Source organism: Actinomycetospora atypica (genome assembly GCF_042653685.1).
Lineage (GTDB): Bacteria > Actinomycetota > Actinomycetes > Mycobacteriales > Pseudonocardiaceae > Actinomycetospora > Actinomycetospora atypica.
Genome location: NZ_JBHSIV010000015.1, coordinates 59,355 through 81,442, shown reverse-complemented (window position 1 = coordinate 81,442; position 22,088 = coordinate 59,355). Strand labels below are relative to the sequence as shown.

The following is a 22,088-nucleotide window of genomic DNA, read 5'->3' as shown; positions in this document are numbered from 1 at the left end:
TCAGCGCGAGCCGTCGAGGGTCCGCAACCCCTCGAGCATCGTCGCCAGGTTGTTCTCCAGGTGCTCGCGCACGGCCGCACGGACGCGCTCCGGGTCGCGGGACCGCGCGGCCTCGACCAGCTCGTCGTGCACGTGGGCCCGGTGGGCGGCGAAGGACTCGGGGGCCTCGACCGGGTCGAAGACCAGGCGCGTGTAGCGCTCCGAGGCGTCCCACAGCGGGCCGAGCAGCCGCCGGTCCCAGTCGCTGGCGGCCGGCTCGATCAGCGCCGCGTGGAACGCGCGGTGGGGAGCCCAGAACGCCTCGCCGAGGACGTCGTCGAAGGTCCGGCGGACCAGCGCGTCGAGCTCGTCGATCTCGCCGTCGGTGCGCCCGGGGGCCGACAGCGCCGCCAGTTCCGGCTCGACCGTGACCCGGAGCCGGTAGATGGCGCGCAGGTCGTCGGGGTCGAGCGGGGTCACCATGGCGCTGCGCGACGGGCTCAGGGTGATCAGCCCCTGCGCCTCGAGCTGGCGCAGCGCCTCGCGGACGGGGACGTGGCTGACGCCGAGCCGCTCGGTGAGGGCCGGGACGGTGAAGGGCCGGCCGGGTGGGAGCTCGCCACTGAGGATGGAGCGGCGGATCTCGTGCAGCACGAGGTCGACCGCCGACGCCTTGTGCGACGCCACCGAACGCACACCCCGGCCCACCTCAGCCGTCACCGGCCACCTCCCGTGCTCGTCGCCGCCCACGGGAGACCCGTTGACAAGTTATAAGATAGCAGCTTAGCTCCCGCCGAGACGCAGGTCACGCCGAGGTGGCCGTGGATCGGAGGATCGCCATGTTGTCGACACCCACGTCCGGTTGCTCCCTCGACCGTCCCGGTACGTCCGAGGAGGCTCGCACTCTGCGCGCCGACCTGGTCGGACGGGCCCGGGACATCGTCCCGGTCCTCGCCCGCAACGCCGCCCGCACGGAGGAACAGCGCCGGGTGGTCGAGGAGAACATCTCGCTGGCCGACGAGGCCGGCCTGTACTCGATCATGAAGCCGAAGCGGCTCGGCGGGCTCGAGACCGACATCCGCACGAAGCTGGAGGTGTCGCGCGAGCTCGCCCGTGGCTGCGGGTCGACCGCGTGGGTCTCGACGCTGATGAACGTCTGCTCGTTCTTCGCGGGCCTGTTCCCCGACCGGGCGCAGCGGGACGTCTGGGAGAGCTCGCCCGGCGCCCGCATCGCCGGGGTCCTCGCGCCCTCGGCCGAGGCGACGCGCGTCGACGGCGGCTACCGGGTGACCGGCTCGTGGGGCTGGGCCTCGGGCTGCCTGCACGCGCAGTGGGCCGTCGTCGGGTTCCCGGTTCCCGACGACCGCGGGGAGATCGTCGACCAGGGCCTCGCCCTGGTCCCGATGACCGACCTGAGGATCGAGGACACCTGGCACGTCGCCGGGATGCGCGGCACCGGGTCGAACACGCTCGTCGCCCGGGACGTCGTCATCCCCGAGCACCGTGTCATCTCGATCCCGGCAGCGATCGGCGGCCGGTACGCGACCGAGCACACCGACGAGGCTCTCTACCGGTCGGCGTTCGTCCCGGTCGCGGCCGTGGTCCTCGCCGGGCCGCAGCTGGGCCTGGCGCAGGCCGCGCTCGACCTCGTCGTCGAGAAGGCACCCAAGCGCTCGGTGTCCTACACCTTCTACGACACCCAGACCGAGGCACCGACCGTGCAGCTCGCGGTGGCCAAGGCCGCCTCGCTCGTCGACGCCGCCCACCTGTTCGCCTACCGCGCGGCCGCCGACATCGACCAGGCCGCCGCCGACGGCACCTACCCCGACTACGTCGCCCGCGCCCGGGTCCGCATGGACACCGGCGCCGCGATCGAGAACGCCCGCGAGGCGATCCGCGTCCTCGTCTCGGCCCACGGGGCCGGGTCGTTCGCCGAGAGCAGCCCGCTGCAGCGGATCTGGCGCGACTCCGAGGTCGCCTCCCGCCACGCGGTGATCAGCCCCGCCATCTCCTCCGAGGTCTACGGCCGGGCCCTGCTGGGCCTGACCGACGGCGTCACCGCCCTCGTCTGAACGGGAAGCACCCATGCGCATCGCCAACCACGCCGGCCGCCTCGTCCTGCTCGAGCCCGGCACCGATCCCGACGAGCTCCGCGGCCTCGACGTCGGCCGGGCCGGACCGTTCGACGCCGACCCGCAGGCCGTCTACGCCCGCTGGGACGAGTTCCGGGAGTGGGCCGGGTCGGTCTCCTTCGCCGATGCCGCCCCCCTCGACCCCGCCGCCCTCGGCCCCGTCACCCCGCGCCCGCCGCAGGTCTTCGGCATCGGGCTGAACTACCGCGACCACGCCGCCGAGTCGGGCTTCGAGCTGCCGACCCGCCCGGTCGTGTTCACCAAGTACGCCTCCAGCTTCACGGGGCCGACCGGCGACGTCCGGCTCTCCCCCGGCGACGTCGACTGGGAGGTCGAGCTCGTCGCCGTCATCGGGACGGGCGGGCACGGCATCGCCGAGGCCGACGGCTGGGACCACGTCGCCGGACTGACCGTCGGCCAGGACCTCTCCGACCGGACCGCCCAGTTCGCCGCGCCCCCCGCCCAGTTCGGGCTGGGCAAGTCCTACCCCGGCTTCTCGCCGGTCGGCCCCTCGCTGGTGACGCCCGACGAGCTGCGCGCCGCCGGGCACGACCCCGACGACCTCGAGCTGGGCTGCCTGGTCAACGGCGAGAGCGTCCAGAAGGGGCGGACCTCGACGATGATCTTCTCGGTGCCCGCGCTCGTCGCGGAGCTCTCGGCGGTGGTGACCCTGCTGCCCGGCGACGTCGTGTTCACCGGCACCCCCTCGGGCATCGGCGCGAGCATGACCCCGCCGCGGTTCCTCGCCGCCGGCGACGAGCTCACCTCCTGGTGCACCGGCATCGGCACCATGACGCACCGGTTCGTGGCATGACGGTCCTCGAGGCCGCGGACCGGGGCGGCACCTTCGTCGACCACGGGTTCGCCGAGCAGACCGTCGACCTCGGCGAGGTCCGGATGAACTACGCGGTGGCCGGCGACCCGGCGCTGCCCGCGCTCCTGCTGATCCCGGGGCAGTCCGAGTCGTGGTGGGGCTACGAGGCGGCGATGGGGCTGCTGGCCGAGCACTTCCACGTCCACGCGGTCGACCTGCGGGGCCAGGGGCGCTCCACGTGGACGCCCGGCCGGTACACGATCGACAACTTCGGCAACGACCTCGTCCGCTTCATCGACCTCGTGATCGGGCGCGGGACGCTGGTCAGCGGGATGTCGTCCGGTGGGGTCCTGTCGGCGTGGCTCTCGGCGTACGCGAAGCCCGGACAGGTCCGGGCCGCGGTGTGGGAGGACCCGCCGCTGTTCGCCAGCGAGGTCGCGCCCGCCGTCGGGCCCGGCATCGCCGGGGCGATCGGCCCGGTCTTCGCGGCCTGGAACACGTGGCTCGGCGACCAGTGGTCGATCGGCGATTGGTCGGGGCTCCTGCGCGCGATGCCGACGGCGATCCCGACGGAGATCCTGCGCCACCTCGGCGCCATGATCCCGCCCGACGAGGACGCCGATCCCACGGCCGGACCGCCCCAGAACCTGCGGGAGTACGACCCCGAGTGGGGCCGCGCCTTCGTGTCCGGCTCCGCCACGGCGTCGTGCGACCACGTGACGATGCTCGAGCAGGTCCGCGTCCCGGTGTTGTTCACCCACCACATCCGCATCGTCGACGAGCAGACCGGGCGGCTGATCGGGGCCTCGTCGGACGACCAGGCGCGGCGCGCCCGGGAGATCGTCGGCGCCGCCGGCGGCCGGATCGACTACCGGTCCTTCCCCGACTCTCCCCACTCGATGCACGAGCACGACCCGGAGAAGTACGTCGCGACCGTCCTCGACTGGCTCGCGACCCTCGACCGACCGACCCCCTAGAGGAGACGACCATGCCGACCGACCGCCCGGCCACTGCCGACCGGCGCAGCGCGCCGATCATCGCGCCGAAGCTGCACCACGCGACGTTCCTGACCCTGAAGCTCGACGAGATGGTCCGCTGGTACGGGCTCGTCTGCGGGCTGCACCCCGTGCACTACGCCGAGTCCGCGGCCTGGCTGACCAACGACGAGGCCAACCACCGGATCGCGCTCATCGCCCACCCCGCGGTGCACCGCCCCGCCGACAAGCCGACCAGCGCCGGCCTGCACCACACCGCGTTCGAGTACGCGACGTTCGGGCAGTGGCTCGACAATTACGTCCGGCTCCGCAACCACGGGATCACGCCGTTCATGTCGCTCGACCACGGCATCACCATGTCGATGTACTACGCCGACCCCGAGGGCAACGGCGTGGAGATCCAGTTCGACTGCTTCGGCGACTGGGCCGAGTCGAAGGAGTGGATCTGGGCGTCGCGGGAGTTCGCGGAGAACCCGATCGGCGAGTGGTTCGACCCGGACAAGCTCGTCGAGGCCCGCGAGCAGGGGCTGTCCGAGGCCGAGATCCACGAGGGCGCCCGGGCCGGCAAGTACCGGCCGGAGAACCCGCCGGCCGACATCCTCCTGCCCGAGGTCTACTGAGTGACCCAGGTCCTCATCGCCGGCGGCGGCCCCGTCGGTCTGGCCGCGGCGGTCGAGCTCGGCCGCCGCGGGATCGACTGCGTCGTCGTCGAGCCGCGCACCGAGGTGTCCCACGCCCGGCCCCGGTGCAAGACGGTCAACGTGCGCACGATGGAGCACCTGCGCCGGTGGGGCGTCGCCGACCGGCTCCGCGCCCGCGCCCCGCTGTCGCCGGCGTACTCCTCCGACGTCGTGTTCTGCACTTCGCTGACGGGACGGGAGCTCGCGCGGTTCACCGGCGTCCTCGGCCTCACCCCGCAGGGCGACCGCTTCCCCGAGGTCGGCCAGCAAGCGCCCCAGTTCGTCCTGGAGGAGCTCCTGCGGGAGATGGTCGACGAGCTCGACACCACGACCCTCGTGCTCGGCCGCCGGGTCGTCGACGTGGTCCAGGACGACGACGGCGTGACGGTGACGGTCGTCGGGCCGGACGGGGTGGCCGAACAGATCACCGCCGACCACGTGATCGGCTGCGACGGTCCGCGCAGCCGGGTACGCGAGTGCCTCGGGGCCGACTACGTCGGCGAGCACGCGCTGCGGCCGAACTTCGGCATGGTGTTCCGCGCGCCCGGACTGGCCGAGCGGGTCCGGCACGGTCCCGCCGTCCAGTACTGGACCGTGAACCCCGGCGCGCCCGCCCTGCTCGGCCCGCTCGACGAGGTCGGGACCTGGTGGATCATCGCGTTCGGCGTCGACCGCGAGACCGGCGAGCGCGAGGGGGCGGCCATCCTCGACGCGGCCGTCGGCGAGGCCGTGGGCGCGACCGTGCTGTCGACCGACCCGTGGACCGCCCGGATGCAGCTGGTCGACACCGCGCGGGTCGGGCGGGTGTTCCTCGCCGGGGACGCGGCCCACCTCAACCCGCCGTTCGGCGGGCACGGGATGAACACCGGGTTCGGCGACGCGGTCGACCTCGGGTGGAAGCTCGCCGCGGTCCTGCAGGGCTGGGGCGGGCCCGCGCTCCTCGACAGCTACGAGGCCGAGCGACGGCCGGTCCAGGACCGGGTGATCCGGGCCGCCGCGGAGAACATGCGCACCCTCTCGATCGACCTCCTCGACGACGACCTCGACCGGGACACCCCGGCGGGTGACACCGCCCGTCGATCGGCCCGTGAGCGGATTGAGGCGACGAAGGACGCCGAGTTCCACGCCCTGGACCTGGTGCTCGACCTCGACCTGGCGGGGTCGCCGGTGGTGGCCGCGGGCACCGGGAGGCGGCTGCCGCACCGCTGGCTCCCCGACGGCCGCTCCCTCTACGACGTCCTCGGCGACGGGTTCACCCTGCTCACCCCACCCGGCGCCGACGTCACCGCGCTGACGGACGCCTGCGCGAGCCAAGGCGTCCCCCTCACGGTCGCCGAGGTGCTGGAGGACCGGGCGGACCCGGTCCTCGTCCGGCCCGACCACCACGTCGCCTGGAGCGGGTCCCACCTCCCCGACGACGTGAGCGCCCTGGTCGGGCGGGTCACCGGTCGCCCGCCGAGCTGATCAGGAGGCGGGCAACGGCCAGATCGGACAGACCCATCCCCATCGACTTGAACACCGTCAGCCGGGGCGCGACCGGCCGGACGACCTTCCCGACGACGACCTCCGCCAGCGGTGTCGGTGCCTCCCCGCCCGCGTCGAGGTGCTCCCGCAGCTCGCGCGAGGCCCGCCGGGCGTTCTCCACGCTGTCGACCGCGACGACGTCGGCGGCGGGCAGGACGTCGGGGTGGAGCTCGGCGTTCGCGGGCAGGAGTGCGCCCACGGCGTTGAGGTGGGCCCCGACCGCGAGGTGGTCGAGCCCCAGGAACGGGTCGCGGGCCCGGGTCACCACGGTGACGATCGGGGCATCGGCGGTCGCGGCCTCCAGGGTCGGGACGGCCTCGGCGGCGAGCCCCAGCTCGGCGTGCACGCGCGCGGCGAAGGCGCGGCGGCGGTCGTCGTCGGGACCCCACACCCGGACCCGCCGCAGGGCGCGGACGGCGGCCACGGCCTCGACCTGCCCCAGCGCCTGGCGACCGGTCCCGACGATCGTCAGCTCGTCCGCGCCGGGGTCGGCCAGCAGGTCGGTGGCCACCGCCGAGATCGCCGAGGTGCGCAGCGTGCCGAAGCGGGCGGCCCCGAAGGTCGCGAGAATCCGGCCGTCGCGGGCGTCGAAGGCCGAGGCGAGGGCGGCCGCCCCGGCAGGCGTGTTCACCCAGGTCTTGAACACGACCAGGCCCTCGTCGGTGTCGACGGCCCCCAGCGCGTGGGCGCTGCTCGCGTCCGGCCAGGTGGCCAGGGTCTTGTCGATGTTGCGGGCGGTGCCCTCGGCCTCGTGGCGCAGGACGAGGCGCAGCGAGTCGATCACGGCGGGGATCGTCGCGGTCGCGGCGACGTCGTCCTCGGAGAAGCCGGGGATCGTCGTGGGCATCAGGGGGCTCCCAGGGCGGCGGGGACGAGGTCGTCGACGACGGTGTGGCGCAGGACGCCGACCCGGTCGACCTCCACCTCGATCCGGTCGCCCGGCGCGAGGAAGCGCGGGGGTTCCCGCCGGAACCCGATGCCCGACGGGGTCCCGAGGGCGACGACGTCGCCGGGGCGCAGCGTGGTGAAGGTGCTGATGTAGGCGATCAGGGCGGCCGCGGAGAAGGTCAGGTGGTCGGTGGTGTCGTGCTGGACGACGTCGCCGTTGAGGCGGGTGGTCACGGCCAGGGGGCGGTCGCCGAACTCGTCGGCGGTGACCACCCACGGGCCCAGGACCCCGCTGGCCTCCCAGTTCTTGCCCGCGACGGCCTGCCCGGAGTGCAGCTGCCAGTCGCGCACGCTGTTCTCGGCCATGCACGTCCAGCCCGCGACGTGGCCGAGCGCGTCGGCCTCGGCGATCCGCCGCCCGACGGTCCCGACGACGAGGGCGACCTCGCCCTCCCAGTCGAGCTGCTCGGACTCCGGGGGCCGGACGACCGCGCCGCCGGATCCGACGAAGGAGTCGGGGAACCGGGTGAACAGCGTCGGGCGGACGGGGACCTCGCGGCCGGTCTCGGCGGCGTGCGCGGCGAAGTTGAAGCCGACGCAGACGACCTTCGCGCCCTCCTCGACCGGCGGGGCCCAGGCGACGTCGGCGACGGCGTGCCGCGGGTCCCCGGAACGCGCCGCGGCCGGGTCGGCGAGCAGCTCCGGCCAGGTCAGCCGGGCGCTGACGTCGACGACCTGCTCCCCCTCGACGGGGCCGAACCCGACGGCACCGTCGGGCCCGGCGAACCGGGCGATCCTCACGACGCGCCCCCGTCGGTGAAGGGCGCGCCCTCGGCGAGCAGCCGCTCCACCTCGGGTACGGCGGCGTCGGACAGCGGCAGCAGGGGCATGCGGACGTGCGGGGAGCTCAGCCGGCCCCACCGGTGCAGGACCCACTTGGCGGGTGCCGGGTTGGTCTCGACGAAGAGCAGGTCGACCAGCGGGTGCAGCCCGAAGTGGATCTCGCGGGCGGTGGCGTGGTCGCCGGCCTCCCACGCCTCGAACATCCGAGCCACCGCCGCGGGCGCCAGGTTCGCGACCGCGCTGACGAAGCCGGCCCCGCCGAGCGCGAGCAGCGGCAGGCCCAGGAGCTCGATGCCCGACCAGACGACGAGGTCGGGCCCGCACGCCCGGAGCACCCGGGAGAAGTGCTCGAAGTCCTTCGTCGTCTCCTTGATCCCGACGATGTTGTCGTGGTCGCGGTGCAGGCGCGCCACGGTCTCGGGCGCGACGTCGACCGCGGTCCGCGAGGGGACGTTGTAGATCAGGATCGGCAGGTCGGGGAACTCGTCAGCGACCGTGGCGAACCACCGGTAGAGCGCTTCCTGGGTGGGCCGCGCGTAGTACGGCGTGATCACCAGGGCGGCGTCGGCGCCGGCGTCGCGGGCGGCGGCGGTCAGCTCGAGGGTCTCGTCGAGCTTTGCGGAACCGGTGCCCGGGACGAACGGCACGGCGTCGGCGACCTCGTCGGCGACCACCGTGATGGCCCGGGCGCGCTCGGCGATCGTCTGGGCGGCGGGCTCCCCCGTCGAGCCGCCGATCGAGAGGCCGTGGGAGCCGGCCTGCAGCTGCCAGCGGACCAGGCCGCGCAGGGCGGCCTCGTCGAGCGAGCCGTCGGCGGCGAACGGGGTGATGAGTGGCGCCACGGAGCCGCGGATGGCGGTGGGGTCGGAGCGGAACTTCATCGCGCTCAGCCGGCTTCGCGGGGGCCGATGTAGCCGGTCTGCCCGGCCTCGGAGCCCAGGGCGAGCACCGGGCCGTCGATCTCCTCCTGCCAGACCAGCGACTCCATGCCGATCTGCTGGGGGTGGTCCTGCACCGTGAACGCCGCGAGCCCGTCGGGACCCCAGTGGTGGGTGTGCTCGGCCCAGCCCGGCGCCGACAGCAGCAGGTCCCCGGCCTTCCAGTCGATGCGCCGGCCGTCGACGACGCTGTGGCCGGTGCCGCGGACGTGATAGTTGATCGCGACCGAGGTGTGCCGGTGGCCGCGCTCGACATTGGCTGACGGCTTCCCCGGCGGGACGACCATCGCGGTGACGAAGAAGTTGTGGGTGGCGCCGCAGCGGCGCTCGGTCGCCGGGTTGTAGTAGGCGAGGATCGGCCGCTTGCCGTCGCCGACCTCGCTCGTCAGGTGCTGGGAGACCTCGGCCCAGGGCCAGTGCAGCGGGGCGTTCTGGACGACCTCGCTGTCGACGATGTGCTCGTAGCCGCGCAGGCGGGCGCCCTCGGTGCCGATCGGCAGGTCCGGCGCGGTGCCCCGGCCGGAACCGGCGCCGGCCTCGTCGTCGGGACGAGCGACGGGGGCGCTGGAGGTGAGCTCCTCGACGTAGTGGACGCCGAGCTTGGCCAGCAGCGGGGCGTTGGAGTAGCTGAGCCGGACCCAGAGGTCGTCGCCGGTGTTGCGGAACTCGTGGGGCTTCATCGCGGGCACGCTGGCGACGTCGAAGACCTCGAGGACGTGTTCCGTCCCCGCGACCGCGACGACCCCGCGGCCGCGGATGCCGATCTGCACGGTGCCGGCGTTCTGGCGGACCGGGGTGGTGCGCTCCCCCGGGGTGAGCACCTCGATGGCCACCTGGATGCCGGGCGCGAGCCCGGGGCCGGGGCCGGTGGACTCGGGGTGCACGAGCAGGGAGACGCGGCGGCCGCCGGGCGGGGTGGGGCACGCCGCGAGCCGGTCGATCTCCGCGTCGATGCGCTCCTTGGAGATCTTCACGGGGGCCCAGGACCGCATCGTGCCGCGGAGGGTCCCGCCGGCGTCCTGCAGGGCGACCTCGTCGGGACGCAGGTCCGCGGCGGGGGCGACGTCGATCGTCGTCATCGCCTCTCCTCTCTCTCGCTGTTCGGCCTGTCCCGACCGTAGGGAGACACCGACCCATAGCACCAATGTCGATGTACGGATGCACTGATAACTTCACCGCTATGGACACGCGGACCCCGCTGCGACGACTCGAGATCTTCTGCCTGGTCGTCGACGAGGGCGGCGTGACCCGGGCCGCCGACCGGCTGCTCATCGCCCAGCCCGCCGTGACCGCCCAGCTGCGCGCCCTCGAGAAGTCCGTGGGCGCGACGCTGGTGGCCCGCACCGGCAACCGCCTCGTGCTCACCGAGGCGGGCGACCGCCTCTACGCCTGGGCGAAGGACGTCCTCGCCGGGGCCGGGCAGGTCCAGCGCGACGTCGCCCAGCTCGCCGCGGGCGCCGCCGGGGCGCTCGTGGTGCACGCCAGCATGGCCATCGGCACCTACCTGCTGCCGCCGCTGGTCACGCGCCTGCGCACCGAGCGGCCGGCGGCGGACATCACGGTGCACGTCGGCGAGCCCGGCGCGGCGATCCGGGCCGCCGCGCAGGGCGTCGCCGACTTCTCCGTGACGACGTTCCAGGACGCGGCGGACACCGAGGGCCTGGTGGCGCGGCGGCTCTGGGACGAGCCGATCGTCGTCGGGATGGGGCCGCACGGGCCCACCGACGCCACCGACCTGTCCCTCGCCGAGATCGCCGCGCTGCCGATGGTCGCGGCGCCGCGGGACGTCGCCTACGACCGGATGCTGAGCGCCCAGCTGCACCGCCACGGGGTGGGCTCGCTGACCGTGATGATCCGGCTCGGCCACGCCGAGGCGATCAAGCAGACCGCCATCGAGAACGGGTGGGCCTGCCTCATCCCCGGCTACGCCATCGCCGGCGACGTCGCCGCCGGCCGGATGCGGGCGGTCCCGGTCCGCGACGTGCAGCTGAGCGAGAGCATCGGGCTCTACCACCGCACGACGAAGTACTTCTCCCCGCTGCAGCGGGCCGCGCTCGACCTCATCGAGGCCACGGCCCGCGCCGCGGCCTGGCGGGGAGCGGGGTAGCCGGCGAGGTGGACGATCCCGGTGACCGGGGGACGGCGCATCACCTGCCCGTCGAGCACTCCCGGGGACGCCGGCGGGGGTGCGCCGTTCCCCACGGCGGGCGGTGCCGTGCCGGCCCGGGAGGATCAGGTCACGAGCACGTCCGTGCCGTCGTCGTGCTCGAGCGCGGCAGGGTCGTAGAAGTGCATGTAGAGGAAGTGGACGACCCCGATGGCCAGCAGCACCGCGACGATCAGCAGTGAGGCGAGGGTCGTGCTGGACACCAGGACGACGAAGAGGGCCGCGATCATCCACAGCAGAGCCACGACGGCGACCGGTCGGTCGACCCGCCCGAGGTCGAAGCCGCCGTCGCCGCGCGGCAGCGCGCGGCGCTTCCGGAGATAGAGCAGGACGGTCAGGCCGTAGATCGTCAGGCCGAGGATCGTGGTGGTGGCGATCAGCTGGAGCAGGGCCGCACCGGGCAACACGATCATCAGCAGCGTGCCGACGGCCAGGACGAGCACCGTCGCCGGGATCGGGGTCCGGGTCCTCGGGTTGACGCGCTGCATGATGCGGTGGCCCGGGAAGCGCCCGTCGCGGGCCATGGCGAAGACGTAGCGCGACGTGGACGCCATCGCGACGAGCGCAGCGCCGTAGAAGGCGATGGTCACGACCGCCAGCAACGGCTTCTCCCAGCCGGCCCCGAACTGCTGACGCAGGACCTCGGCCACCGGCGCGTCGCTCGCCGACGCCGCGGGCACGTCCTTGACCGCGATCGTCAGCACGACGAGGAAGACGAATCCGAGCCCGGTGGATGCGACGACGGACCCGATGATGGCGCGCGGCACGGTCCGGGTGGCGTTCTTCGCCTCCTCGGACATGTTGGCCGCCGACTCGAACCCGACGAGGGTCGTGAGGCCCATGATGGCGGCACCCATGAGTCCACCGCCCACCGCGAAGTAGCCGGCGCTGCCGCCGGCGACCCCTTCCGAGACGAGGTTCTGGGGTTGTCCGTCCCCGGTCAGCACCACCACGGCGGCGAACGCGATGCCGAGGACGAACAGGATGCCGATCTCGACGGTGACGGACAGGGAGTTGACCCAGCCGACGATGCGGGTGGCGGCGACGGCCAGGAGACACTGACTGGCCAACAGCGCCACCGTGATCACCCGGGCGGTCGTCTCGTCGTCCGCCATCCCGAGCAGGGGCATGAGGCACTGACTGGCCAGAGCGTTGTCGATCGTCGCGGGTCCGGCCACCGCGCTGACGAACGCCAACCACCCGAAGACCCATCCCACGCGGGGGCCTGCGGTGAGGGATGCCCACGCGTAGCTGCCGCCGCTGAGCGGGATCCTCGCCGCGAACTGCGCATACACCAGTGCCACCAGCAGCTGCCCGACGCCGACCACGGGGAAGAGCCAGATGCCGACCGGTCCGGAACTGCGCAGGAGGTCGTCGTACGTCGCGAAGATGCCGATGACGACGGACACCGACGCGAAGGCCACCGCGAAAATCTGGAAGCCGTTGAGTGACCGCTGCAGCTCGGGCTCGTAGCCGCAGTCCTGGCAGATCTCGTCAGCGGTCTCTCCCGCAGAAGTGCTCGTCATCGCAGCCACCGATCTTCCGTCTCGCCTGGGGTGATGCCGTGCTCGGCGTCGAAGACCCGGCACGGGTCGTAGCCGGCCTTGACCGCTCGGAGGCGGGCGACGTTGTCGCCCCAGTAGGCCGCCTCCCAGTCCTGGATGCCGGCGTTGGGCACGTTCACGTACGCCCCGTCGACGTAGGGAGCGAGCGCCTCGGTGAGCCGACGCACCCAGTCCAGGCACGCCGCGGTCCGCTCCTCCTCCGGCGGCGGGCCGCCACGGTCGCCCCACCCGGCGCCGGGCTCGGCGTAGAACAGGGCCCGGCGGTGCGCGAACGCCGACCCGCCGGTCGGCTCGTCGGTCGCGACAGCGCCCCCGAGGGCATTGGTGAAGTAGTTGCAGCCCGGCGGCGCCTCCTCGAGGGCGGCGGCGAGCATCTCGATCGCCCGGGGCGGGAAGGGCTCCACCACGAACTGCGAGGTGAACTTCCAGTTCGCCGGCTCCTCCTCGAGCGGGATCTGGAAGCCCGCGAAGGTGCGTCCCCAGTCCCCGTCCGTGACCACCACGTCGGGTCGGCCGATCCGCAGCATCGGGTCGAGCAGCGCGCGCATGTCCCCCTCCGGATCGGCCTCCGACCCGGCCACGAGCACGGCGGTGAGCGTCACCTCCTCGGCGGTGACCTCGAGCTGGCTGGTCAGGCGGTCGTCGCCGTGCGGGGCGTGGCGTTGCCAGGCGTCGAAGAGGGATCGGAAGTGCCCGAGCCCGGGCCAGGTCGCGACGAGACGGACCGTGCGCGTCACCGGGTGGATCCGCATCGTCATCGAGGTGACGACGCCGAACGTGCCGTTCCCTGCGCCCCGCAACGCCCAGAGCAGGTCGCCGTGGTGCCGTTCGTCGACGACGACCACCTCCGCTCCTCCTGCTGCCGGCGCGAGGACGATCTCGGCGGCGAGCAGGTGGTCGCACGCCATCCCGAACGGCCGGCTCAGCAGGCCGAAGCCGCCGCCGAGCGTCGCCCCCACGAGCCCGACCGATCCCTCGGTACCGGTCGGCGCGGCGAACCCCGCCTCCCCGAGCGCGGTCACGGCCTGCAGTTGGTCGATGCCGGCTCCGAGGGTGGCGGTCGCGGATTCGGGATCGACGGTCACCGACGTGAGCCCGCTGACGTCGATGACGACGCCGCCGTCCACCGCGCTCCAGCCCTCGAGGGCGTGGCGTCCGCTGCGGGCGCGGACCGGCAGGCCGCGGTGCCGCGCCCACGCCAGTGCGTTGACGACGTCGGCCGTCTCGGCGGCGAACACCACCGCGGCCGGTCGGCGCACGTGCAGGCCGTTCCACCCCGCGCTCGCGGCGTCGTACCCGGGGTCCCCGGGGTGTACGACCCGTCCGGTCAACGCGGTCATCTGTGCGACGGTCATCGATCAGGGCTCCGTCCCTCTCCCGAGCGCGGCGTCCGGACGCGCGGGAGGAGTCTTCATCGGCCGGAGGGCCGCGGATTCCGGGGACGACTACGGAGGTTCCGGTGCCCCGGAACCGAGCACTACCGAGATCCACACGGACTGCCGGGGCGCGAGTGACCGAGCTCTATCCCAGTGCGGCGCGAACGAGCTCGGCGAGGGCGGCGCGCTCGGTGACACCGGCTTTGCTGCTCGCGTTGTAGACATGGGACTCGACGGTGCGGACCGACAGCGACACGACCTCGGCGATGTCCCGGTTGGACAGACCCTGGGCCACCAGCAGGGCGATCTCGCGCTCCCGGTTGGTGAACGGCACCGCCAACGCCGCCGCGGCGACGGCCGGGCTCGTGGCGGCGCCGCCGGCCGTCGCGCCGAGGCGATTCGCCCGCGCGGCGGCGGTCAGGGACCGCCCGGTGCGACCGCTGCGGCGACAGGACACCGCGGCGTGCCCGGCGGCGTCCGCAGCGGCCAGGACGTCGCCCATCATCTCGAACTCTCCGGACACCCGCTCCAGCCCCGCAGGATCGTCTGCCGCGAGGGCGGCCGCGTACCGCGCGGCGACGGCTGCCCGGGGGGCAGTGGTCACCTCGGCCAGCTCGCCGAGACGCGCCGCGCAGCCGGTGTCCCCCAGCTGGACCGCGGTCTGCAGACACCAGATCTCGCGCGCGATCTGATCGTGGCCACGGGCGAACTCCGCTGCCCGGCGGGCCGCCCGGCGCGCCTCGGTGATCCGCTGCCCTGCGGCGGCCACCCACGCCTCGGCGAGCAGCTCCACCGAGGTGACGTAGACATACGCGGGGTGACGGTCGGCCTTCGCAGCCGCCAGCGTCGCCTCTGCTCCGGCGACGTCGCCCGATCGCGCCAGCGCCTGGGCCAGCAACGGCCGGAAGCGGTAGACGCTGGTGGCCACGGGGAAGCTCGCGCTCGTGGCCGGGTCGTGGAGCCCGCCGTCGGCGTGCGATGTCAGACGGCGGACCGCGGCGTCGAGGTCCCCCGCGGCCAGGAGGGCCATCCCGAGGATCTCCTCGGCCACCACCCGGGCCGAGGCCGGCAGATGCTGCTGTGCCCGGAGGTTCTCCTCGGCCACGTCGACGGCCTCGGCGATCCGCCCCGCCGCGGCGAGGGCGAACGTCAGGAACTCGGCCAGGTGCAGCCCGAGGAAGCGGCCCTGGTCGTTGAGGCCCACCACACGCCGGCACTCGACGGCCCGCGCCACGGCGTCCTCGGACCGGCCGAGCTCACCGTGCGCCAGGCACTCCGCCGCCAGACCGATGGTGGCGGCGAACGAATCCATCCCGCCGTAGTCGACGTCGGCCATGGCCGACAGGACGTCGCGAGGGCGCGCCGCGAGCGTGAGCTGGATGGCGCGCGAGGCCATCAGGTTGTGGCGCCGGGAGCCCTGCGCGGTCGCGAGGGCATCGTCGACGACCTGCCAGGACTGCGCGGGCGAACGCATGGTCCACAGCAGGTTCGCCGCCCGCACCGTGACCACGTTCAGATAGGCATCGGGCTCGTCGTCGTCGGCGGCCACGACCGAGTCGAGCACCTCGTCGGCCGACTCGCCCCGGGACATCATGAACAGGGTGTAGGCGAGCGGAACGCGGGACCGGACGCCCGACCCCATCCCGCCCGCGCCGTCGGCCGCGCTGAACAGACGATGGGCCAACCCGAAGTCCAGCAGCGACCCGGCCGCACGTGCCGCGGACAGGAACACGTGGACGTCGGGCGGGAGGTCCGACTCCAACCACAGCAGTCCACGCCTGGCTGCCTGCGCGGCGCCGGGCGCACCGTCCCGCATGGCCAGCGCGACCTGTCCTCGCAGCCGGCGCAGGCGCCAGGGGCCGCAGGTGTTGCGCCGGACCTCACCGAAGACCGGATGCCCCATGTAGACCACGTCGCCCTCGGTGCGGATCAGGGCCCGGGCCTCGGCCTCCTCGATCGCGTCCTGCTCGACGACGCGCTGCAGACAGCTCCCCTGCATCGGCTCACCGACCGCGACGACGTCGACGACGTCCCGGACCGCGTCTCGAACGGCACCGATCTGCGCCTCCACCAACTCCACCAACGACGGCGCGACGCCGTCGACCTGCCACCGCACCATCCCGTCCACGGTCTCCAGGTGGCCCGACGTCGAGGCGAACTCGACGATCTGCCGCAGGAACAGCGCGTTCCCGGCTGCCAACCGAAGCATCCGGGCAGAGCACGCCGGGTCCGGAGAGGAACCGAGCATCGCGGTCAGCAGGTCCTCGGTGTGCCCCGCGGACAACGGACGCAGCTCCCGCCGGTGCAGCAGACCGTCCTTCCAGAGCATGCGCACGGCGTCCGGCGCCGGCTCGCCCTGCCGCGTGGTCACCAGGACCGTCGCAGCACCCCCGAGGACCAGGTGCTGCAGCACGACCGCCGAGAGGTCGTCGAGGAGGTGTGCGTCGTCGACCGTGACGAGCAGCCGCTCGGGCTCGGCGCCCTCGCCGAGTGCTGCGACGAGCCGCCGGACCAGCACCAACGGCGACGCACCGTCCATGTCCTCCGCCCAGCGACCGAAAGCGCTCAACGGGATCGCCCGCGCCGAGGCCGTGGCGGTGACGCTGCGGACGACCCATCCGGAACCGGCCAGACTCCCGGCCGCCTCGCAGACCAACCGGGACTTCCCCACACCGGCCCCGCCCACGAGCACGACCCCACGACAGGCCGCCGTCGCCAGCGACACCGTGAGCTCGGAGAGTTCGCCGTCGCGCCCGATCAGCGGCCAGGGGTCGAGCACTACGAGATGGTAGCCGTGCCCGCCGGACCGATCACGATGATCGATTCACTCTTTCGGCCCAACCACCGAGTCGCCCCCGACGAGATGCGACGCGGGCAGGCGGGCGCGTCGTCGTCATGGCGCGGGCTCCTGGTAGGTGGGGGTGACGCCGTCGAACCGCAGCGGGAGCCGCGTCGGGCCGAGGTGGTTGCCGCCCTGCAGCGGGCCGAAGGCGACCTCGCCGTCGAGCCGGAACGGCGGGTGGGCGGCGAGGGCCTCGAGCAGGAGCGCGAGCTCCGTGCGGGCCAGGGCGGCGCCGATGCAGAGGTGGATGCCCCAGCCGAAGGCCAGGTGGCCACGGCCGCCGCGCTCCACGTCGAAGCGGTCGGGGTCGGGGAACTGCCGGGGGTCCCGGTTGGCGGCCGCGAAGGACAGCAGCACCCCGGAACCGGCCGGGAGGGCGGTCCCGCCGACCTCGGTGTCCCGGGTGGTGCGGCGGGCGAAGTTCTGGGCCGGGCTGCGCAGCCGCAGCATCTCCTCGACGTACTCGGCGGCCCGGTCCGGCGCGGCCCGGACCTCGTCCTGCAGGTCGGGGTCGGCGGCGAGCAGGGACGCGAGCGCGCTCGCCGAGTTCATGGTGGTCTCGTGGCCGGCGACGGCCAGCGACATCAGCGTCCCGACGATCTCGTCGTCGCGCACCGGCCGACCCTCGACCTGGGCGTCGAGCAGCCCGGTGACGTAGTCGTCGGGCCGGTGGGTGCGGTGCCGGGTGACCTCGACCTGCATGAGGGCGGCGATCGCCGCGACGGCCTCGGGGAAGGTCGTCGTGGTCAGGCCGCTCCAGAGGTCCTCGGTGATCTCGCGGAAGCGGGCGACCGACTCCGGCGCGAAGCCGACGACCTCGATCAGCACCTGCAGCGGCAGGGGCAGCGCGACCGCGGCGACGAAGTCCCCGCCGCCGGCCCGGACGTAGTCCTCGACGAGGCCCTCGACCCGGGCCTGCAGGACCGGCCGCAGGGCCCGGATCCGGCGGGGCTCCAGCGCGGGGCGCATCAGCTTGCGGTAGGCGGTGTGCAGGGGCGGGTCGAAGTCGATCGGGAGGACCTGCTGGCTGCCGTCGACCGGGATCCGGTGACCGGAGGCGGACGAGAAGGTGCCGGGATCGAGCAGCGCCGCCCGGACGTCGGCGAACCGGCTCAGCAGGTAGAACCCCCCGCGGGCCGCGGAGTGGGCGACCGCCCCGCGTTCGCGGACGTCGGTGTAGACGTCCCAGACCGCGGGCTCGGTGAGGGCGGGGTCGTAGGGGTCGAGGTCGACCTCGTGGGCCGGGCATCCCCGGGGCGGGGCGCTCACGACGTCGCCACCGGGAGGCTCCGCAGCGTCGGGAAGACCGGGTTCGGCTCGCGCGGCGCCTCCCCGCCGGCGACGAGGTGCAGGTCGGGGAACGCGGCGGCGAGCTTCCGGAACGCGATGTCGAGCTCCATCCGGCCCAGGTGGGCGCCGATGCAGGTGTGGCGGCCCGCCGAGAAGGCGAGGTGGGTGGTGTCGGTGCGCGCCAGGTCGAAGGCGTCGGGGTCGTCGAACCGGCGGTCGTCGCGGTTGGCCGACGCGGCGGCCACGACGATCGCGGTGCCGGCCGGGACGGTGCCCGAGGGCAGCTCGAGGTCCTCCGGGGCGTATCGGGTGAGCAGCTGCGCCGGCGCCTCCCAGCGCAGCGACTCCTCGACCGCCACCGCGGCGAGCCCGGGGTCGGCGGCGAGGGCGGACCACTGCGCCGGGTCGGAGAGCAGGCCCTGCAGGCCGTTGGCGAGGGCGCTCATCGTCGTCTCGAACCCGGCGTTGAGCACCGAGTGCGCGGTCACGAGCAGCTCGTTCCCGCTCATTGCGCCGGCTTCCTGCTGCGCGATCAGGGCCGTCAGGAAGTCGTCGTCCCCGCGCGGGTGGGCCCGGCGGTCGGCGACGAGGTCGGCGAAGTAGTCGAGGTACCAGCGGCAGATGTTCTCGGCGGCCGCGAGCCGGTCGGCGGGGGGCGGCAGCGGCGACAGGATCGTCACGAAGTCGACCGCGCCGCGGATCAGCGCCGGCCAGTCGGGCTCCGGGATGCCGAGGATGCTGCACACCGCGGCCGCCGGGACGTGCTCGGCGAGGTCGGCGACGGCGTCGAACGAGCCGAGTTCACGGAGCACCGCGATCCGGGCGTCGACGGCGGTCTCGACGTCCGCCCGCAGCGTGGCGATCGTCCGCGGGCGGAACGCCGGCGTGGTGGAGCGGCGCAGCCGGGTGTGGTCGGGCGCGTCGGTGAAGAGCATCTGGCCGAGGAACATGTCCGCGGCGGCCCCGTCGCCCAGCCAGGGCGGCGCCCCGGCGCCGACGGGGCGCATCCGCACTACCTTGTCCCGCAGGACCTGGTCGACGTCGGCCCACCGCGACACCATGATCGTCGGGACCGGTCCTGGCAGCTGGAGCAGCGGCGCCTCGTCGCGGATCGTCCGGTACACCGCGTGGCGGTCGGCGTGGAACGTCGGCGAGGCCGGGTCGAACACGGCCGTGCCTGTCTGCGTCATCGCGGCTCTCCAGGGTCGTGGTGGCGACCGGGGTCGCTGTGACCTGGACCATAAGAAGCCGGAGAGCCATCACGCCAATACCAGCTCACCGATGAAGCGATAACCATGGCCTGATGCTCCTAGGGTGCAGGTCATGGACCAGTACGCAACCTCCGTGTGGATCGACGCGACACCGGAGGAGGTCTACGCCGCCGTCTCCGACATCACCCGCCACGGCGAGTGGAGCGGCTTCACCCGCGCCTGCGAGTGGGACCCCGGGGACGGCCCGCGGGTCGGGGCCCACTTCACCGGTCACAACTCCCGGCCGGGGCGCGACTGGGACACCCGCAGCGAGGTCGTCGCCGCCGACCCCGGCCGCGAGTTCGCCTGGGAGGTCAACGGCGGGGGCGTCCGCTGGGGCTTCGAGCTGCTTCCCGACGAGGGCGGGACCCGTCTGACCCAGCGCTGGGAGCTCCGGCCTGCCGGGCGGGAGCTCATTCGTGAGCGCTTCGGCGAGGACGGGATCACCCTGCGGACCGACGACGCCCGCACGAGCATCCCGACGACGCTCGCGACGATCAAGCGGGTCCTCGAGGGCTGACCGCTTCGAAGCACATCGAGCCCCATGCAGTTACTTGTTGCCTAGCACGCAAGTGGGATAGCGTCGGCTCCTCACCCCGACACGAGGAGCCACCCATGCCGTCCACCCACCTCGACCAGGCCCGGCTGCAGGCCGTCGACGCCCCCGCCGAGGGCCCCGTGGTGATGCTCAACCTGGTGCGCTTCCGCGACGAGGCCGACTACGGGCCGGACAGCGACCAGGTGCCGTGCTCCGGCCGGACCGCGTACTTCGAGCGCTACGTCCCGGCCTTCCGCAAGGTCGCCCCGGAGTACGGCGGCACGAGGCCGGTGTACCTGGGCCGGGCCCACGAGCTGCTCGTCGGTGCGGAGGGCGAGAAGTGGGACGTCGTCGCGCTGGTGCAGTACCCCGACCTCGCCGCCCTGAAGGGGATCCTCGGCGACGAGCGCTACCTGCGCGACGCGGCGCCCCACCGCGTCGCCGGGGTCGCCGACTGGCGGTTCCTGGTCACCTCCGCGGTGGCGTAGCGCGTCACTCCGGCCAGGGGTTGCCGCGGATCACCTCGACGAAGTCCCCGCGGACGAAGGTCGGGTCGAAGTGGGCGAGGACGTCGTCGTTCATCGTCCCGAAGGTGGTCCCGGGCCGGTGGGCCATGCCGTCGTGGAAGGCCTGCAGGATGCGGTTCTTGAAGTCCGGCCGCGGGTGGGCCGCGACGACCTCCTCCCGCTGCTCCGGGGTGATCTCGTCGAGGTCGAGGCCGAGCACGTCGGTCTCCACCCCGAGGGTCACCACGGCCACCTCCGGCGACAGGTGCAGCGGGATCGCCGGAGTGGTGTGCAGCGCGATGCCCAGCCACACCTCCCGGGCCTCCGCGGCGGAGCGACCGTGGTCGAGCAGGAACCCGTGGGCCACGTCGGCACCGTCGATCTCGAAGCGCTGGTCCTTCGAGGCGTGGCCCGTGGTGAGCCCGAGGTCGTGGAAGAGGCCGCCCACGTACGCGAGCTCCGGGTCGACGTCGAGCCCGCGCGCGGCGGCCTTGAGCATCCCCCAGAGGAAGACGCGCCGGGAGTGGTGGAACAGCAGGTCGTCGGTCGCGTCGCGGACGAACGCGGTGGCGTCGTGGACGAGGGCGGTGTCGGGGACGGTGATGCCCGCGATCCGCTCGGGCGTCGGTGTGGTCATGCCACAAGCCTCGCGACCGGAGCCGGCGACGCCCACCGCGTGGAGCGACGGGCACCCCACGGATCCGGACACGCTCAAGTCGGGTCGTCCCGGCGCGTCGTCCGGAAGCGGGCGCGGTACTCGCTCGGCGACAGTCCGAGGCGTGCGACGAAGGTCCGCCGCATCGTCTCCGCGCTGCCGAAACCGGCGGAACGAGCGGTCTCGACGACGGTCCGTCCCTCCTCGAGCAGGGCGGTCGCGTGGTCGAGGCGCACCTGCTCGACGAACCGCGCGGGCGTCTCGTCGAGCTCGGCGGCGAACAGCCTCGTCAGGTGCCGGGGACTCACCCCGACCCGGGCGGCGAGGGCGGGCGCGCTGTGGTCGAGCGCGGGCTGCGCCGCGACCAGGTCGAGCACCGTCCGCAGGGTGGGCGTGCTCGGGGCGCGCGTCCGCAGCGACGTCGAGAACTGCGACTGCCCGCCGGGGCGCTGCATGAACATGACGAGGTCGCGGGCCACCGTCCGCGCGAGCTCCGGGCCGTGGTCCTGCTCGACGAGCGCGAGGGCGAGGTCCATCCCGGCGGAGACCCCGGCGGAGGTGAAGACGCCGTCGTCCTCGACGAACAGCGCGTCGGCCTCCACCTGCACGTCGGGGTGGCTCCGGGCCAGCAGCCGGGCGTGCTGCCAGTGCGTGGTGGCCCGCCGCCCCGCGAGCAGCCCCGCGGCGGCGAGGGCGAACGAGCCGGTGCAGATCGACACGACCCGCCGGCTCCGCGGGGCCAGCTCGCGCACCGCGGCCACCAGGTCGTCGGGGACCGGCGCTTCGGCGAGGACGTCGCCGCCCACGACGACGAGGGTGTCGGGCGCGAGGTCCGCCGTCGGTGGCCCGTCGACCGGCAGCAGCATGCCGACGGAGCTGCGGACCGGCCGGCCCGAGCCCGACACGTACCCGAGCCGGTAGGCCGCGCCGAAGCGGGCGGCGTCGGCGAAGACCTCGGCGGGCCCGGTGACGTCGAGGGTCTTCACGCCGTCGAAGAGCACGAAGACGACGAGCCGCTCAGCCGACACGGTCCCCTCTTCCCACCACGGCGAGTGTGCCACCGGTCCGGCGCGTCGGCGGTCCGGGTCCACCGGGCCACGGCAGGA

The 22,088-nt window shown here is 73.7% G+C and carries 20 protein-coding genes; 8 read left to right on the top strand and 12 right to left on the bottom strand.

Annotated features, from left to right (window positions below; all coding sequences use genetic code 11):
• Positions 1-666, bottom strand: a complete 666-nt coding sequence (locus tag ACFPBZ_RS15625; RefSeq protein WP_378037001.1) for a GntR family transcriptional regulator — start codon at positions 664-666, stop codon at positions 1-3.
• Between the two features lie 152 nt (positions 667-818).
• On the opposite strand from ACFPBZ_RS15625, the gene ACFPBZ_RS15620 reads away from it, so the two are divergent.
• From ACFPBZ_RS15620 to ACFPBZ_RS15600, 5 genes are read left to right on the top strand one after another with little or no spacing between them, the layout of a single operon-like run.
• Positions 819-2,051, top strand: coding sequence for an acyl-CoA dehydrogenase family protein (locus ACFPBZ_RS15620; RefSeq protein ID WP_378037000.1), 1,233 nt, complete (start codon positions 819-821; stop codon positions 2,049-2,051).
• A 13-nt stretch (positions 2,052-2,064) separates the two neighbouring features.
• On the top strand, positions 2,065-2,925 hold the full coding sequence (locus ACFPBZ_RS15615; RefSeq protein WP_378036999.1) for a fumarylacetoacetate hydrolase family protein: 861 nt from the start codon (positions 2,065-2,067) through the stop codon (positions 2,923-2,925).
• Positions 2,922-3,902: an alpha/beta fold hydrolase gene (locus ACFPBZ_RS15610; protein WP_378036998.1), complete on the top strand. Its 981-nt coding sequence runs from the start codon at positions 2,922-2,924 to the stop codon at positions 3,900-3,902. Before ACFPBZ_RS15615 ends, ACFPBZ_RS15610 begins: the two co-directional genes overlap by 4 nt.
• Positions 3,903-3,913: 11 nt before the next feature.
• Positions 3,914-4,540: a VOC family protein gene (locus tag ACFPBZ_RS15605; protein ID WP_378036997.1), complete on the top strand. Its 627-nt coding sequence runs from the start codon at positions 3,914-3,916 to the stop codon at positions 4,538-4,540.
• The gene (locus ACFPBZ_RS15600) at positions 4,541-6,064 is read left to right on the top strand and encodes an FAD-dependent monooxygenase (RefSeq protein ID WP_378036996.1); all 1,524 of its coding nucleotides are present in this window, start codon (positions 4,541-4,543) and stop codon (positions 6,062-6,064) included.
• On the opposite strand, the gene ACFPBZ_RS15595 is transcribed toward ACFPBZ_RS15600, so the two are convergent.
• The 4 genes from ACFPBZ_RS15595 to ACFPBZ_RS15580 are packed head-to-tail and all read right to left on the bottom strand — an operon-like array spanning position 6,042 to position 9,872.
• Entirely contained in the window at positions 6,042-6,971 is a 930-nt protein-coding gene (locus tag ACFPBZ_RS15595) for an ornithine cyclodeaminase family protein (RefSeq protein WP_378036995.1), read from the bottom strand. The genes ACFPBZ_RS15600 and ACFPBZ_RS15595 overlap by 23 nt on opposite strands.
• Complete coding sequence (locus tag ACFPBZ_RS15590; protein WP_378036994.1) at positions 6,971-7,813, bottom strand: fumarylacetoacetate hydrolase family protein; 843 nt, start codon at positions 7,811-7,813, stop codon at positions 6,971-6,973. Before ACFPBZ_RS15590 ends, ACFPBZ_RS15595 begins: the two co-directional genes overlap by 1 nt.
• The gene (gene dapA, locus ACFPBZ_RS15585; RefSeq protein WP_378036993.1) at positions 7,810-8,736 is read right to left on the bottom strand and encodes a 4-hydroxy-tetrahydrodipicolinate synthase; all 927 of its coding nucleotides are present in this window, start codon (positions 8,734-8,736) and stop codon (positions 7,810-7,812) included. The genes ACFPBZ_RS15590 and dapA overlap by 4 nt, the downstream gene beginning before the upstream one ends.
• A gap of 5 nt (positions 8,737-8,741) precedes the next feature.
• On the bottom strand, positions 8,742-9,872 hold the full coding sequence (locus ACFPBZ_RS15580; RefSeq protein ID WP_378036992.1) for a cupin domain-containing protein: 1,131 nt from the start codon (positions 9,870-9,872) through the stop codon (positions 8,742-8,744).
• A 101-nt stretch (positions 9,873-9,973) separates the two neighbouring features.
• On the opposite strand from ACFPBZ_RS15580, the gene ACFPBZ_RS15575 reads away from it, so the two are divergent.
• Positions 9,974-10,900: a LysR family transcriptional regulator gene (locus tag ACFPBZ_RS15575; RefSeq protein ID WP_378036991.1), complete on the top strand. Its 927-nt coding sequence runs from the start codon at positions 9,974-9,976 to the stop codon at positions 10,898-10,900.
• A gap of 125 nt (positions 10,901-11,025) precedes the next feature.
• Here ACFPBZ_RS15575 and ACFPBZ_RS15570 read toward each other — a convergent pair whose 3' ends face one another.
• From ACFPBZ_RS15570 to ACFPBZ_RS15550, 5 genes are all read right to left on the bottom strand, one after another.
• Positions 11,026-12,486 carry an APC family permease gene (locus ACFPBZ_RS15570; protein ID WP_378036990.1) on the bottom strand — a complete coding sequence of 487 codons (1,461 nt, stop codon included), beginning with the start codon at positions 12,484-12,486 and terminating at the stop codon, positions 11,026-11,028.
• Entirely contained in the window at positions 12,483-13,880 is a 1,398-nt protein-coding gene (locus ACFPBZ_RS15565) for an FAD-binding oxidoreductase (RefSeq protein ID WP_378036989.1), read from the bottom strand. The genes ACFPBZ_RS15570 and ACFPBZ_RS15565 overlap by 4 nt, the downstream gene beginning before the upstream one ends.
• A 166-nt stretch (positions 13,881-14,046) precedes the next feature.
• A complete protein-coding gene (locus ACFPBZ_RS15560) occupies positions 14,047-16,680 on the bottom strand; it encodes a helix-turn-helix transcriptional regulator (protein ID WP_378036988.1) in 2,634 nt (877 codons plus the stop codon).
• A 114-nt stretch (positions 16,681-16,794) separates the two neighbouring features.
• Positions 16,795-18,012, bottom strand: coding sequence for a cytochrome P450 (locus ACFPBZ_RS15555; protein WP_378036987.1), 1,218 nt, complete (start codon positions 18,010-18,012; stop codon positions 16,795-16,797).
• On the bottom strand, positions 18,009-19,223 hold the full coding sequence (locus ACFPBZ_RS15550; protein WP_378036986.1) for a cytochrome P450: 1,215 nt from the start codon (positions 19,221-19,223) through the stop codon (positions 18,009-18,011). Before ACFPBZ_RS15550 ends, ACFPBZ_RS15555 begins: the two co-directional genes overlap by 4 nt.
• A gap of 133 nt (positions 19,224-19,356) precedes the next feature.
• Here ACFPBZ_RS15550 and ACFPBZ_RS15545 point away from each other — a divergent pair, with 133 nt between their 5' ends.
• Both ACFPBZ_RS15545 and ACFPBZ_RS15540 read left to right on the top strand, forming a co-directional pair.
• On the top strand, positions 19,357-19,803 hold the full coding sequence (locus tag ACFPBZ_RS15545) for an SRPBCC family protein (protein WP_378036985.1): 447 nt from the start codon (positions 19,357-19,359) through the stop codon (positions 19,801-19,803).
• A 95-nt stretch (positions 19,804-19,898) separates the two neighbouring features.
• Positions 19,899-20,309, top strand: coding sequence for a hypothetical protein (locus ACFPBZ_RS15540; protein ID WP_378036984.1), 411 nt, complete (start codon positions 19,899-19,901; stop codon positions 20,307-20,309).
• Between the two features lie 4 nt (positions 20,310-20,313).
• Here the strand turns inward: ACFPBZ_RS15540 and ACFPBZ_RS15535 are convergent, their stop codons facing one another.
• Both ACFPBZ_RS15535 and ACFPBZ_RS15530 read right to left on the bottom strand, forming a co-directional pair.
• A complete protein-coding gene (locus ACFPBZ_RS15535; protein WP_378036983.1) occupies positions 20,314-20,964 on the bottom strand; it encodes an HD domain-containing protein in 651 nt (216 codons plus the stop codon).
• A 74-nt stretch (positions 20,965-21,038) separates the two neighbouring features.
• Positions 21,039-22,010: a GlxA family transcriptional regulator gene (locus ACFPBZ_RS15530; RefSeq protein ID WP_378036982.1), complete on the bottom strand. Its 972-nt coding sequence runs from the start codon at positions 22,008-22,010 to the stop codon at positions 21,039-21,041.
• Positions 22,011-22,088 lie beyond the last annotated feature (78 nt).